The sequence below is a fragment of the Bowmanella pacifica genome (assembly GCF_014645355.1).
Classification (GTDB): Bacteria; Pseudomonadota; Gammaproteobacteria; order Enterobacterales; family Alteromonadaceae; genus Bowmanella; species Bowmanella pacifica.
The window spans coordinates 175557-189622 of sequence record NZ_BMLS01000006.1; the positions used below are offsets into that span (position 1 = coordinate 175557).

Annotated in this window: 14 protein-coding genes; 4 read left to right on the plus strand and 10 right to left on the minus strand. The window is 49.9% G+C overall.

Features of this window, described 5'->3' with window-relative positions:
- Positions 1-90 precede the first annotated feature (90 nt).
- Entirely contained in the window at positions 91-1317 is a 1227-nt protein-coding gene (locus tag IEX02_RS16750; protein WP_188697811.1) for an EAL and HDOD domain-containing protein, read from the plus strand.
- 24 nt (positions 1318-1341) lie between these two features.
- Here the strand turns inward: IEX02_RS16750 and IEX02_RS16755 are convergent, their stop codons facing one another.
- Positions 1342-2262 carry a M14 family metallopeptidase gene (locus IEX02_RS16755; RefSeq protein ID WP_188697814.1) on the minus strand — a complete coding sequence of 307 codons (921 nt, stop codon included), beginning with the start codon at positions 2260-2262 and terminating at the stop codon, positions 1342-1344.
- Between the two features lie 188 nt (positions 2263-2450).
- On the opposite strand from IEX02_RS16755, the gene cmoA reads away from it, so the two are divergent.
- Both cmoA and cmoB read left to right on the plus strand, forming a co-directional pair.
- Positions 2451-3182: a carboxy-S-adenosyl-L-methionine synthase CmoA gene (gene cmoA, locus IEX02_RS16760; RefSeq protein ID WP_188697962.1), complete on the plus strand. Its 732-nt coding sequence runs from the start codon at positions 2451-2453 to the stop codon at positions 3180-3182.
- A gap of 7 nt (positions 3183-3189) precedes the next feature.
- A complete protein-coding gene (gene cmoB, locus IEX02_RS16765; RefSeq protein WP_188697817.1) occupies positions 3190-4152 on the plus strand; it encodes a tRNA 5-methoxyuridine(34)/uridine 5-oxyacetic acid(34) synthase CmoB in 963 nt (320 codons plus the stop codon).
- Positions 4153-4223: 71 nt separating this feature from the next.
- On the opposite strand, the gene IEX02_RS16770 is transcribed toward cmoB, so the two are convergent.
- Entirely contained in the window at positions 4224-5309 is a 1086-nt protein-coding gene (locus IEX02_RS16770) for an acyltransferase family protein (RefSeq protein WP_188697821.1), read from the minus strand.
- Positions 5310-5365: 56 nt separating this feature from the next.
- The gene (locus tag IEX02_RS16775; protein WP_188697824.1) at positions 5366-5908 is read right to left on the minus strand and encodes a YdeI/OmpD-associated family protein; all 543 of its coding nucleotides are present in this window, start codon (positions 5906-5908) and stop codon (positions 5366-5368) included.
- Between the two features lie 254 nt (positions 5909-6162).
- Here IEX02_RS16775 and IEX02_RS16780 point away from each other — a divergent pair, with 254 nt between their 5' ends.
- On the plus strand, positions 6163-6756 hold the full coding sequence (locus IEX02_RS16780; RefSeq protein WP_188697827.1) for a LysE family translocator: 594 nt from the start codon (positions 6163-6165) through the stop codon (positions 6754-6756).
- On the opposite strand, the gene IEX02_RS16785 is transcribed toward IEX02_RS16780, so the two are convergent.
- From IEX02_RS16785 to IEX02_RS16810, 7 genes are all read right to left on the minus strand, one after another.
- Positions 6718-7575: an AraC family transcriptional regulator gene (locus IEX02_RS16785; RefSeq protein WP_188697830.1), complete on the minus strand. Its 858-nt coding sequence runs from the start codon at positions 7573-7575 to the stop codon at positions 6718-6720. The genes IEX02_RS16780 and IEX02_RS16785 overlap by 39 nt on opposite strands.
- A gap of 28 nt (positions 7576-7603) precedes the next feature.
- A complete protein-coding gene (locus IEX02_RS16790) occupies positions 7604-7954 on the minus strand; it encodes a VOC family protein (protein ID WP_188697833.1) in 351 nt (116 codons plus the stop codon).
- A 66-nt stretch (positions 7955-8020) separates the two neighbouring features.
- Entirely contained in the window at positions 8021-8893 is an 873-nt protein-coding gene (locus tag IEX02_RS16795) for an alpha/beta hydrolase (protein ID WP_188697836.1), read from the minus strand.
- Between the two features lie 7 nt (positions 8894-8900).
- Complete coding sequence (locus tag IEX02_RS16800) at positions 8901-9785, minus strand: alpha/beta fold hydrolase (protein WP_188697839.1); 885 nt, start codon at positions 9783-9785, stop codon at positions 8901-8903.
- Between the two features lie 36 nt (positions 9786-9821).
- Positions 9822-10031, minus strand: coding sequence for a GFA family protein (locus IEX02_RS20410; RefSeq protein ID WP_229702264.1), 210 nt, complete (start codon positions 10029-10031; stop codon positions 9822-9824).
- 24 nt (positions 10032-10055) lie between these two features.
- Entirely contained in the window at positions 10056-10217 is a 162-nt protein-coding gene (locus IEX02_RS20415; RefSeq protein WP_229702265.1) for a GFA family protein, read from the minus strand.
- A gap of 211 nt (positions 10218-10428) precedes the next feature.
- Positions 10429-13740 (minus strand): amidohydrolase family protein, encoded by a 3312-nt coding sequence (locus IEX02_RS16810; RefSeq protein WP_188697842.1) that lies wholly within the window; start codon positions 13738-13740, stop codon positions 10429-10431.
- Between the last annotated feature and the right edge of the window lie 326 nt (positions 13741-14066).

The window sequence follows — 14066 nt, forward strand, 5'->3', positions numbered from 1 at the left end:
CCGTAAGGCGCAATCCGGGTTTGTTGTTGTCGGCAAGGGGCCTTCCGTCCTTGCAGTATTGCCCCGGAATGAAGGAAGTGATCTGTTTTTATGAAAGTATATACAGCAAGGCAGGCGATTCTGAATCGACGTCAGCAGACGGTCGCCTATGAGTTGTTCTTCAGGGACGGCATTGAAAATGCGTTCCCCCGCCACGTCAAACCCGATGTGGCAACCAGTCGGCTAGTGTTAAACCAGCATTTGAATATTGGCTTTAAACACCTCTGTCGAAATAAAATGGCGCTGATTAATTTCTCTCAGCAAAGCCTGCTCGATCATTTACCCGCTCTGCTTCCACCAAGGGACATAGTGATCGAAGTGTTGGAGGATGTGGAACCCAATGACGAGATCTATCAGGCCTGTCGACAGTTATTCCACGCCGGTTATCGCTTTGCGTTAGATGATTTTGTTTACCATCCGGACTGGGAAAGATTTTTAAACTTTGCCAAGTTAATCAAGATTGATATCCGCCGAACCAGTCTGGACGAAGTAGCCAGTATTTTGCCCACCTTGCGTAATCGCAAGGGTGTGCGTTTCCTGGCCGAGAAAATTGAGACCCACGAAGAGTTTGAGCATGCAAAAGAGCTCGGCTTTGACTTCTTCCAAGGCTACTTTTTCTGCGTACCGGAAATGGTGGAGCATGCCGATATCGAAGCGCAGCATCATATGATTCTGGCCATCTATCTGGAAGTGCTGAAACCCAACTTTAGTTACAACAAACTGGCCTTGTATTTTGAACGAGACTTGTCACTGTCTTACAAGCTACTGCGATTTATCAATTCAGGCTTGTTTGAAGTCCGCGAGCCCATCAGTTCAATCAAGCAAGCCTTGATCTACCTGGGCGAAGAGCAAGCCAGAAAATTTATCTGTCTCATCGCAACCGCCCATCTGGGCGGTAACAATAAGCCTCTGGAACTGATCCGTATGTCGATTCTGCGGGCACGGTTTTGCGAACTGATTTGCAACAAGGTAGCCCCCAACCTGACAGATATGGCCTTTCTGACTGGCTTGTTTTCTCTGGTTGATGCCTTGCTCGGCCAACCAATGGAACAGGTATTGGCCAGACTGCCATTAGAAGAAGACGTCAAACAAGCCTTGCTGAACAAGCCAGGCATGCTTCACTCACTACAAGCCTTGGTAAAAGCTTATGAAAGTGGCGACTGGCTTAGCACACAAAAGCACAGCCAAGAATTAAAGATAACCGAAGAGACCCTACCCGATTTATACAGTCAGGCAGTCAAGTGGTCAGAAGACTTTGAGGCAAACACCTCGGCATAAAAAAGGGCGCGAAAATGCGCCCCGTTAAGATTTCAGCCTCAACACATAGCCCAAGGCACCGCACACTGCCGCCGCCTGCGCCTGAATACACTGCTCGGGCGTGGCCATGGCACTGTCTGGATACACCTCAGTAGTGGTGACATACAAGGCATCCGTCACCCCCGCACATAACCCTAACTTCTTGGTGTCGTAGTTCACTACACCTGGCTGCACCACAGGTGAGCCGATGAGCTGATTATTTTCATCGGCCTTGGCAATATGCGTCACCGCTTGCACAGCATCCAGCACCGCTCGTTGAAATTGCGGCACCGGGCTGAATGTGTCCCCCACCAGATAGAAGCCATCAGGAATGTTCCAGTTATCGTGGGTTTTACCCTCTCTGGCGGCCAGTGCTGGGCGAAACTCTGAATTATCTGTATCCGTGGTTTCATGCAAGTCGATATGCATGTTGATCTGCACATTCATCCTGGTCAGCCAATGCATCAAAGCAGCCGACTCCCCGGCTGGACTACCCACATAGAAGGAACGATTAGGATCAATGGCATCCGGATTCCATCTGTTGATAGTTTCATATCCCCAAGGGCTGATACAGGGCACGATCAGCAGATTTAAACGCCCCTGATAATCCGCTGCCTGGGTCTGTGCAAAACGTAATGCCCCCTGCACGCCGCTGGTTTCGTATCCGTGTACACCGCCGGTAATCAATGCAGTCGGCAAATTAGGCTGCCATTGGGCACTACGTAGGCCGTACAAACCATAGTCGCCATCGGCATATGTAAGCTGCCCATACTGCTCCACCTTAAAGACATCCCGCAACGCCAGAATATGCTGCTCTACCTCATCGGCATAAGAACGCTGTACCCTTTGCCTGGCTAACCAGGCGGCTTTTTCATGTGCTCCCCAGGGCTGTCCGGGGGTACCGATTGGATAAGAGTTTGAAGACATAAACTGCATGGCTCACTAACAATGGAATTTACATCCTAGCAAAATGTGCCTGACAGGCATAAGTCGTAATCGCAAAAGCTGGCCCGTATGCATAGAAATGCACCAATATGCCTTCCCTAGTGGCAGGGTGACAGCCCCCAAGGCATTCGCTAAAATAGCCGCCCTTTTTCTTTGGCCAACGCAACATGATTTCATCCGGTAAAGACGCCATTTATTCCAGTCCACTCGGACAAGTTTCTGATTTTCGCTTTGATGAAAATGTTGCCGAGGTGTTTCCGGATATGATCCAGCGCTCAGTGCCGGGTTACAACACCATAGTGGATGCCATTGGCCAAATGGCAGGTCGTTATGTTCAGGCCGGCACGCAACTATACGACTTGGGCTGTTCATTAGGGGCGGTAAGTCTGGCGGCCAGCCGGTATATTCAGGTTCCGGATTGTAAAATCATCGGCGTAGACAACTCCAAGGCCATGGTGGAGCGTTGTCAGCGTCATATCCAGGCATTTAAATCCGCGGTCCCTATCGAGGTAATCTGTGACGATTTGCAGAATGTCGCGATTCAGAATGCGTCTATGGTAGTGATGAACTTTACTCTGCAGTTTATTGAACCCGGTCAGCGCCAGGCGATTATTCAGGGCATTTTCGACGGATTAAAACCGGGTGGTATCCTTGTACTGTCAGAGAAAATTCGCCATCCGTCAGAACAAGGCAATGAACTGCTGATAGAACTTCATCACGAATTCAAACGCCGTAATGGCTACAGTGAACTGGAAATCAGCCAAAAGCGCACGGCACTGGAGAATGTGATGAAAACCGACAGTTTTGAAGAACATGCCAAACGACTGCAACAAGCCGGGTTCAGCGATGTGATCTTATGGTTTAAGTGCTTTAACTTCACCTCTATCGTGGCCATCAAGTAGGTAATCCATGCAACATTTTCAGGACTTTTACCGCCGCATTGCCGGCACCGACTTGTCTCCCTGGTTGGAAGTGTTACCCGCCCAGTTGGCCGAATGGCATAAACAGAATAAAACTGACCTGGATAAATGGCAAAGGTTGCTCGAAAAACTGCCCGCAATCCATCCAACAGATGTCGACTTGCTAAGCCAGGTTAGAGTGGGTAGTGACAGCGACGCAACCCCCTATGAGCAAAAACAGATTGTGGGGTTGTTGCAGCAATTTAAACCCTGGCGTAAAGGTCCATTTCATATTCATGGTGTGCATATCGATACCGAGTGGCGCTCAGATTGGAAATGGGACAGAGTACTTCCCCATTTAAGCCCATTAGCAGGACGTTCAGTACTGGATGTTGGCTGCGGCAGTGGCTATCACCTGTGGCGTATGCGCGGCGAAGGAGCCAAGCTGGCGGTTGGCGTTGACCCCTACCCGCTGTTTTTAATGCAGTTTATGATTCTTAACCACTTTATTGGCGATGATAGCGTATTTCAGCTTCCCGTCGGTATCGAAGCCCTGCCGGCACTAAAAAGCTTCGACACGGTGTTTTCCATGGGGGTACTGTACCATCGCAAGAGCCCTCTGGATTTTTTGCAGCAGCTTAAGAGTCTGCTCAGAAAAGACGGCGAATTGGTGTTGGAAACCCTGGTTGTAGACGGCGATGAACACACCGTATTACTACCGGGTGAACGCTACGCCCAGATGCGCAATGTGTGGTTTATTCCCAGTGTGGCAGCGCTGGAAAACTGGCTCACCAGAGTCGGTTTTAGTGATATCCGCACCGTGGATGTCTCCACGACCAGTGTGGATGAACAACGCAGCACCGAATGGATGCGCACCCATTCGCTGAAAGACTTTCTGGATCCCAATGATCTGAGTAAAACCATTGAAGGCTACCCTGCCCCTGTCCGAGCCGTCACTATTGCCAAAGCGTAAGAAAACATGCCCTGCTTGTTTTCTTACGTTCTTTCTACCAGTGACGTAAAAAGCTTAACGGGTAACAATACTCAGGTTGCATACCTTAGAAAAAGGCCATCAAAAAAGCGCCGGTAATAACCTCGATGTGATTCCAACCACCGACTTAAGAAAAATATCGATAAAGGTACGGCAACCCAACACAGCATCAAATTGACGGACGAATTAACATCATAGGGGAATACTGCAGAGATAAAGAAAAGCATCGGCATATGCAGTAAATAGAGTGAGAATGTGTGAGCAGAGGCTTCTTTAATCCATGTATTCGCTTTTTGACCCAGTTTGAAAAAGTTAGAGCTGCAAGTTAAATGATAAGCGCTAAATATATTCAGAAACACCACCATCCCAAGCAAATAGTCAGAAGCAAAGTGATCAGCAGGCTCAAGTAAAAACTTGTATACCCCATCATAAATATGTAGCGCTACGAAAGTGTTAACTTCAGACTGAACCTCGCCTCTTAAGAAGTAGAACAGGCCTAACAACGACATCAAATACAACCAAGCAGAGACGGAAAATGATAGCTGAACACGCTTTATTAACTTAAAACAGAGCACGCCCAAACACCACAAAGGCAAGTACAACAATATACTGGGCCCCATCAACATAAAGACAATCAGCATAAGACCGATTCTCTTTGGCCCTTTACTAAATACCGCTACGCCAAAAAAGAGGTAGTAAAGTACTTCATAGCCAATTGACCAGTAAGGTAGATTTGAAAAAAAGGGGGTCGCAATCCAGCTTTGATTGATAAACAAAAATGCAGAAAATACAGTCCATACAGGATCCCGCTGTTTCTCGTTAACTAGCTCAAATGCCTGACCGTTAATTTCCATCCCGAGGTAATAGAGAAACAAGGTTATCAGGATGGCAGGTAGGGCCACAGAATAAATTCTTGATAACCTGCTGACAGCATAGTGACTAAGGGTCTCTTTTTTTTCATATACGACGTACGAAATCACAAAGCCTGATAAGACAAAAAAGACGACAACAGCCTCATGACCAAAGCCCGCAACTTGCCACAACCATCCTCCAGCAAAAGCCGGCACATGTGAAACAAAGACGGCAACAGCAGCCAAAAATCGAATAAAATCCAGATATACCGAAAAACATCTATTCATAATTGAAACCCTAAACTGACAAATTAGAGCGGCTCGCTGCGTAGCAATCTACCTGGTTAGGCAACCTCTGGCGCCGATAAGGCTTTACTGTAAAAACCTGAAGGGTCAAAACAGCACACTCGTTTTTTGCCCGATGCCAACATATTGCAGGCATCATCAATGCGTTTTATGCGGGTTTTGGCTTGTTTGGCGGTGGTGATCCAATGCAACCAATCTACTCTGGCTAGGGTGGTAGTTGCCTGCCAGATAGCCAGCGCCTCAGGTGCACTGGCTAATGCTTGCTGAAAATCATCCGGCACCTCTGGCTCAGGTTCCTGGGCCACCGCCTGTATTTCAAATTCAACAATATCCCCCACATTCACAGCGGCAGCCAGCATTAATGGCTGTTCAAGCTTAAGCCAGTGGCTCTTTTGGCCATCAGGCTCCAGTTGCGCCGTAAAGCTATGGCTATTGATGCGCCCGTCTATACTGGTGCGCCCCCGTCTGGGCAGCTTTTGACTGACCTCAAGCGGCAGCACTACAAATGCCCACGCCTCACCGCCCGCCACTTTGGGGCGCAGCAATTCAGCGTGAAATTGTGATTTAGTCTCTTGCGTCATAAATCCTCCTGAATTCCCTATGGGAGCATATTTTCACATTGCGATTGGCCAGTCCTTTGCGAACTCAAGCTTAGTATTCGGCTGGGGTGTACAATCAACATACCCCATCGACAGCCTCACTTAAATACCCAACCTAAGATGTGCTTAAGCGATGCCACCTGATACAGATAGACATCAATCAGACCGCAATTTTCTTCAATATCTCATACCCATATCCAGACAGACTAACGCCATTCTAATGATTAAGGAACAATATGAGCCTGTCCATGCTCTTATCGATGAGCGCTTTTGCGCTGGTTGCCTCTATTTCACCTGGGCCGGTTAATCTGCTGTGTTTAAGTAGCGGCACCCGGTATCCACTCATTCAGGGATTGCAGTTTGTCACCGGCGCCACTTTGGGATTTTTGCTGCTTTTTCTCGCTATTGGTCTGGGCCTATACTCTGTCATGCAGGTTATTCCCGGCCTCAATGACCTGCTACGCTGGCTGGGCGCGGCATTTCTACTTTATCTCAGTGTGCAATTAATTAGGGATAACGGGCACTTAACCGATGACGACAAGCAAAAGGCACCCGGCTTTTTTACCGGTGCGCTGATGCAATGGCTGAATCCCAAAGCCTGGTTGGCTTCCGCATCGGGTATTGCCGCATACACCAGCGGTGAAGATCTTTGGCAAATCGCGGTTTTTGCCGGGCTCTACCTGCCTATTTGCTGGCTTTCACTGAGTAGTTGGGTTTATGCTGGCGCGTATTTACAGCGCCATATCCACCGGCCTCAAACATTGATACTCATTAATCGCGTGTTGGCTCTGTTACTCATATTCAGTACCTTGTACTTGCTGCTTGAGTGAGGACTGCCGGTACTGGTTGGGCGTTGCCGCCAGCAAGCGCTTAAAGGTTCGCTGAAAATGCGCCTGGTCAGCAAAACCCAGCTCCAAAGCGGTTTGCGCGATAGGCTGGCCCTGCTTTAACGCTCGCTGGCCTAGCTGTACCCGGCAGTTCAACAGATACGCATGTGGCGTTAGGCCAAAATATTGCTTAAAAGCGCGCACCAGGTGACCGGCACTGTAGCCAGATTGATCACATAAGCTATCCAAAGACACATCGTCCGTCGCATTCTCTTGGATATAATCCGCCAACTTTTGCAGTTTCACTGGTGTGACCGGGCAATGCGGCTCGCCACTGCCAGCCAATTCACAAAGTAAGGCGCAGAGGTATTCCACCACGGCAACTTGTTTGTCCAGCAATGCTCTGCTGTCGTCGAGCAGACAATTCGCCAGTTGGCAGTAGCCGTCATACCATTTGGGCTCGTTAAGCACCGAGGCCGTGATATCCTGCCAGTAGCACCTGTCCAGCAGGCCAGCTTCAAAGCGCAGCTTGGTCAGCCACTGGGCATCGACATACAGCATTAGATACCCCCAGGGATGTTCATCAACCGGGTTACAAGCATGTACCCAATGAGGATTCATCATGACTAGCGTACCGGCTGTGACCAGTACCTCTTTATTCTGATAAACAAAGGTGCTGCATCCTTCGGTAATCGCTCCCAACGACCACTGCAGGTGGCTATGCGGGGCATAACAAACTTTGCGCCCTTCCCTGACCACCCGCAGCTCCACAAAAGGCATTCGTGGGTCTCGCCAGAAAATTGGTCCATCCTTATCCGGCATATTCAGGCTCCTGTTGTGGTCATTGGGTTTAAGTATGTTGCAACACATTGATTAGCGTGCCTTGTGGGTCGCGAATATAGAAGCGGCGCACACCCCATGGTTCAGAGACCGGCCCGTACTCCAGGGTAATGCCTGCGGCGTTAACGCGGCTCAGCACCGCATCCAGATCATCCACTTCAATAGATAAATCCGGCACCTCAGTATCAGCGCCGCCTTGTGAAGCCAGGCTGATTTGTGTGGTCATGCTATTGCCGGCACTTAAAGTTTTGATCCAGCCATGATCCATCACCAGTTGCAGGCCAAAAACGGCGGTGTAAAATGCACAAGCCTCATCCGTATCCGGCACTGAGATATTGGCTACAATTCGCTTGACCGTCATTCTCCTGCTCCTGTTTGGTGTATTGATTGAACCCTAACATAGTCATCAGCAGAATTTGGAAACGCGTTACAAATTGTCTCGGAATTGATGGTACTGCGCGATAGCCTCAGGTAGGGAAAGATAAGGATTTTCAACATGCCCGGCCCCTTGGCTGTAACTATGCACCCAGTGTAGATTAGCCGGTGCACGGGCGTCTAATGCGGATAACAGTCCGCGAAACGCGCCTGTAATAATCGGGTTTTCTTCACCGCCCAGGCTCAGATACACAAATACCGGCGCACCTGTGATTTGCGGCAATCGGCTGGCAAACTCCTTGACCACCACGGAGTCGTCGTACCAAGCCGCCGGGCTAAAGGCAAAATAACCGCTAAACAGTGCCGGGCGAGTAGAAAGGGTATAGAGCACAAAACTGCCGCCAGCCGAAAAACCACTCAACACTCGGTTGTCACTCACCGCATAATGTTGCTCGATATAAGGTATCAGTTCGGTCTCAATAAAGCGCAAAAAACGGTCGGCCTGACCAAAGAGCTCAGGGCTGTTTAATTCAGCTGGTCGGGCTTCAATATTCACCTCACGTCGTGCGTAAGGTGGTACCAGATCGCGATTGCGACTGTCGCTCCATACCAGGTTAGGAACAGCCACCACAATACTATCTTGGGCTTTTTGCTGCGCGGAAAACTCGCTTAATAGTTCATCCCAACGAGCCAAGTTGAAATTACCATCAGTTTTGATCACCAATGGATATCGCTTGGTACTATCATAATTATTAGGTAGGCGGATAAATAGCTTGCGCTCTTCGTCCAGCACGTTGGAATACAGGGTTACATCAATAAAATCTGAGGTGTAATCCTGAATATAGCGCTTAAAGCCAATACCCACAGCAATCAGCAGAATGAGCCCAATAATGCCATACACATACTTCCAGGCTATCCGTCGCATATATTGCTTATTGCCTTTTTCCCGGCTGTTTTTCCAGCAGCGCTTTGATACTGTTCACCACCAAATCCGGATCAGCAATATGCAAGTGGTGTTGGTCTGATTCTGAATAGACCACTTGCGCCACCGTTGAGAGCTTCAGAAAATTCACCTCGGCGTTTTCATATAACCGAGCCATTTTCGCGGCAATATCCGCTGGCACAAATTCCGGGTCATAAGGCTTGTCGTCCTGCTTTGCGCGCAGAATGATCAGTGGCTTGTGGCCAAATCCGCTGAACGCAGATAGCTGCTGGTAACTTTTTATATGGTCGACATTTTCAGGCACCCGTGCAAATAGCGGGTCATGCACACTTTGCTCAAAGTGATAGAAGCGCATCAGGTCCTGATTATCGCTGTGAAAATCTTTCGGCCAACGGGTGCCCATAGTGTGGAAGTAGCCAAAAGGTGGCGGATCAATCCATACCGCGCCCAACACATTGTCGGGATAGCGCTGATGGTAAGCGCTGATAACGTAGGATGCATAAGAACCACCGGCAAAATAATAAGGTGGCTGCACCGCCCCTGCGACTAAGAGTTTTTGTAAACGCTCAGCCATATCATTAACGGTAAAGGGCACCGGCCCTTTTTCACTTTTTCCCAGACCGGCACGGTCATATAAACAAATGCTAAATTCATTCTGCAGGCGTTGAATATTCGCCAGCCACACTCCGTCTGAACCAGCGCGGCCAAAACCTTGTTCCAATATCAGTATGGGTTTGTCACTTTCATAGCATTCCAGATACAGACTAAAGCCACCAATATCGTAAAGCCCCGACTTAGTGGGCGATATCTGTGGCGCATTGGCCGTTACCTTTGCACCAAACAGCATAAACGCTATCAGGGTATATCTTTTCATCTGGCTTCCTTGTATCTATAAAGCTTGCCATTGAGCTTATTCACCAATACAGCCTCCAGCTGAAGACTTAGCCCATTTGGGCAATGCGGATTTATAGGAATGGCTGGTTGGCTTAAGCGCCTGACGATTATTGCTATCAAAGCTGCCCAGCACCAACGCCACCACCGGCGCGTCGTCTATGGCGCCAAGGGTGCTGCCACACTGAGGGCAAAAACTGCGACTGGAATAATCAGAAGAGCGCCACAATGCCGGCTCACCGCCTGGGCCATCCTAGGTGACCTGCTCTTTGGCAAATTCCACCCAGAACTGGCGAACAGAGCCACTATGACGCTGACACATTTTACATGAACAGCTATGGGGCTTTTGCGGTGTGCCGACAGCGGTAAATCGAATGCTCCCGCACAAACACCCTCCCTGGTAAATTGTTGCCATTTTTCCTCCTATCCAAGCACTCACCGGTGCCGCAACCTCTTTTACCCTAACAGGGTCTATCCAAACAAAACAATAAGTTATTGTGTTATATGCACTATTGATAATAGAGCTATGGTCTGCACACGCTGCCATGGTGACCTTTTTGGTATTAAGAGCGGCCCAACGGCCATAAAAAAGGCGGCCCGATGGCCGCCTCAATTAGTCTCTGTGTTTAGTGCTCATGCACCCAGTGCAGTGAGCGGGCCTTGGCTTCCAGATTTTGCTGGGTTTGCACCGGCATACTCTGAAGATTACGGTTTTCAAAGAAAAACGCCTTGCGCTTGGCTTTACTGCCCACCTCGTTCATGGTTTTCACATCATAAATGCGGCCGTTAAGCACGGTGTAATCCACATATTCAGAGCGTTTAAGGTCGCTTAGCACATTGCCGTCTATCACCACCATATCGGCCAGTTTACCAACCTCCAGGCTACCTATGTCTTTATCCATGCCCAGGTGTTTAGCACCGTCTATAGTACCGCCACGTATGGCCTCCCAAGGGGTAAAGCCGCCCTGCTGCATATGCCACAGCTCCCAATGGGCGCCCAGCCCCGGGCGCTGACCATGGGCACCGATATGCACGCTGACCCCGTTGTCACGCAGCTTTTTCGCGTAAGCGGCTACATCAAAGTGGTGGTATTGCTCATCCGGCGCGGTGGGGCGGCGAATGGCGCGGCTATCCAGCATATAATGCGGGGTATAACGCAGCAGGCGCTCGTTCTTCCACACCTCGGTTTTATCGTACCAATACTCTTCACCCATAATAGTGCCCATGGTCACCACAAAGGTGGGGGTGTAGCCATAGCCCGATGCAGCCCAAAGCTGAGTTACATCAGAATAGGCATTAGACAACGGGATGGAGTGTTCAAGACCGGTATGGCCGTCCACCAGCATGGTCATATCCAACAGGAAGCGCCCTGCCCCTTCCGGCACCACCATCATGCCCAGATCCTTACCGGCGGCAATAATCTGCTGACGCACATCCCGGCGCGGCTGGTTATAGCTTTTCACCGAAATCGCACCGACGTCTTTTAGGCGCTGCAAATGGAATTTGGCATCACCGGCATCATCAAAAATGGCTTTGATGGAGGGCCAGTTGGCGCCATATAAAATGGTGCCGGTGGAATAAATACGCGGGGCGATGATCTCGCCAGCCTTTTGCATTTCGGACGCCGAGAATATTTCGGTGGTGTCGTTAGATGGGTCGTGAATAGTGGTTACCCCAAAGGCCACATCGGCAAAGTTACGCCAGTTCTGACGCGGGATAATTTCATCACTGCCTTGCGAGCCATGCGCATGGGCATCAATCAGCCCCGGGATCACTGTCTTGCCACTGATATCCAGTACCTGGGCGCTACGCGGGATCTCCACTTCACCCTGCTTACCAATGGCCTTAATGCGGTTGTTCTCAATCAGCACCACACCGTTTTCAATCACTTCCTGACTGTTGTTGGCATCGCGCATGGTTACCAAACGCCCGCCCACCAGGGCTTTTAGGCCACCCGGCTTATCCGCTTTATGTTTAAACGACAGATCAATCCCTTCACTAACCGGCTCAGGTAAGGTCTCAGGAGCACCGTCGACAAAACTAAAGGCCTCTTTTAGTTCACGTTCAAACAACAGCGGCCCATGGTGCCAACTTAAAGCCTGATTGTCGGCCCGCCAGGTCAGAAACTCACCGGCGCGGCTGGATACCTGCTTAACCGGCAGTGAGCTCATGGTTGGTCCCACCGTTAACAGCTTGCCGGTCTCGGCATAGGGTGCAATATAGGCATTGTACTGATAGGTAAAGGCCAGCCACTTACGGTCGTGAGATAAACGGAACTCCACCGCCTGGTCGCCACCATCGAGGTGTTCACGCTTGTCTTTACCGTCCAGATTAACGCTTACCAACTTGGTATTTGTGGAGGAAGGCTCGGTAAAATATACCCGGCTGTTATCACCGGCAAAATGCGGTGCAGAGCCACTATTCACCAGCTTGCGGTTTTCACCACTTTTGATATTCGCCAGATAAATTCCAGGCTCCAGCGACCACTCAGGGCTTAGCAGATAACCGCCCGTGAACTTACGATACACCACTTGGCTGGCGTCTAGGTTAAAGCTTGGCTCGGCATAATGGCCGGGCTGCGCGCTCACCACTTTGCTGCGCCCGCCTTTGGCAGAAATCACCCTGACCTCACCCAGTTCCTGGTCATTCCAGGTGGTATACACAATGGATTTACCGTCATTACTAAAGCGTGGATAAAACTCGTCATGCTCGTCCTGACGGGTCAAACGTTTGAGCTTGCCGCTTTTAAGGTCTTTGATATACAGCTTGCCCAGGGCCTGGAACAAGGCGGTTTTGCCGTCAGGCGAGGTTTGCGCCCAGCGGATCATTTTCACATCAAATTCATCCGGTGCCACATCTACCGGGAAGCGCAGCGCCTTGGCAATCTGCTTTTCAACCTTAACGTCTACCGGCACTTGGGCCACTTCCTTACCGCTCATATTGATTTTATGAAAGGTGCCGCCAGTCCAGTACAGGATCTCTTGGCTATCTGGCGTCCAGTCAAAATACGCAAAATAGCCTTCCGAACCAAAGCCTTCCTGCATGTCCCGCTCAAGCTTATCGGTCAGCAGGGTTTCACGCCCAGAGGTTAGGTCCATTACAAACAAGCCGGTGTTTTCTCTTACCCGGCGCACAAAAGCCAGGTGTTTGCCATCCGGTGATGGCGTAGGTACTACCGCACCGCCAACCCCGCTCACCAGGGTAATCTCCTCCCCGGTTTGTCGGTCATAACGGCGAATAGCGAAAATGCTTTTCAGCGGGTCGCGGTTATATTCAAACAGGCCACCTGCGCTCATATCCTTGGTGTAGTAGATATAACGGCCATCCGGGGAAAAGACCGGGTCAGCCTGGTTTTGCTGCTCGGTTTTGCCATTGTCCCGCTCTTTAATGGGCAGGCCGCTGCCACCGCTATGATGGAATAGCCAAATCTCTCCGGCCGGGATACTGCGGGTAGAAACCTTACCTATGGTCGCCGCAATATACTGGCCATCCGGGCTCCATTTAGGGGAATGCACCACATCTTTTTGTACTTTAGTGACTTGCTTAAGATCGCTGCCGTCCAGCTTCATGGTCCATACATTGGTATTGCCATCGCGGTCGGAAATAAAGGCAATACGCTGGCCATCCGGGCTAATGGCCGGATGCACGTTAAAGGCCAGATCATTAGTCAGCGCCTTAGCGCTACCGCCTTTGATATCGCTGATATACAGGTCGCCCAGCATATCAAACACAAACTGCTTACCATCGGGGCTGATATCCAAACTCGACCAGGTGGTTTGATTAGTACTGATGCTGACGCTGGTCATCTCCAGCGGCGGATTTAACACATCCCACTTGGGCTCTTTGTCTTTGCCATCGGCTTGTTCAGCCATCAGAGCGGGGCTGCCCAGTCCCATTATCAGGGCCAAAGCGATAGGGGTAAGTTTTCCTGTTGTCATAGTGCCTCTTGTCGTTATCTTTTTATGTTGTTGTAAATCCATCATGCCAGACCTTGCTGGCAGGTCATAGCCAAAGCACTGTTGTGCCACACAAACATCTTAGACGCCTAGCCAGACACGGCCAGCTTACGGGTAAATGCGGCCAGTTTTTTAACACGGCGCAGGGGTTTACCACCAAGAACGCCAAGCGCCACGAAGGTTTAATACAGAGGAATATGATGGCTGGGTAGTAACTGGAAAATCGGTTAATCAGGGCGAGTAGATTGTGCGTCCTGCCCGCTTTAAATACTGACTTCGTTTTCCTTGTATTGAGTTATCGATGCGTG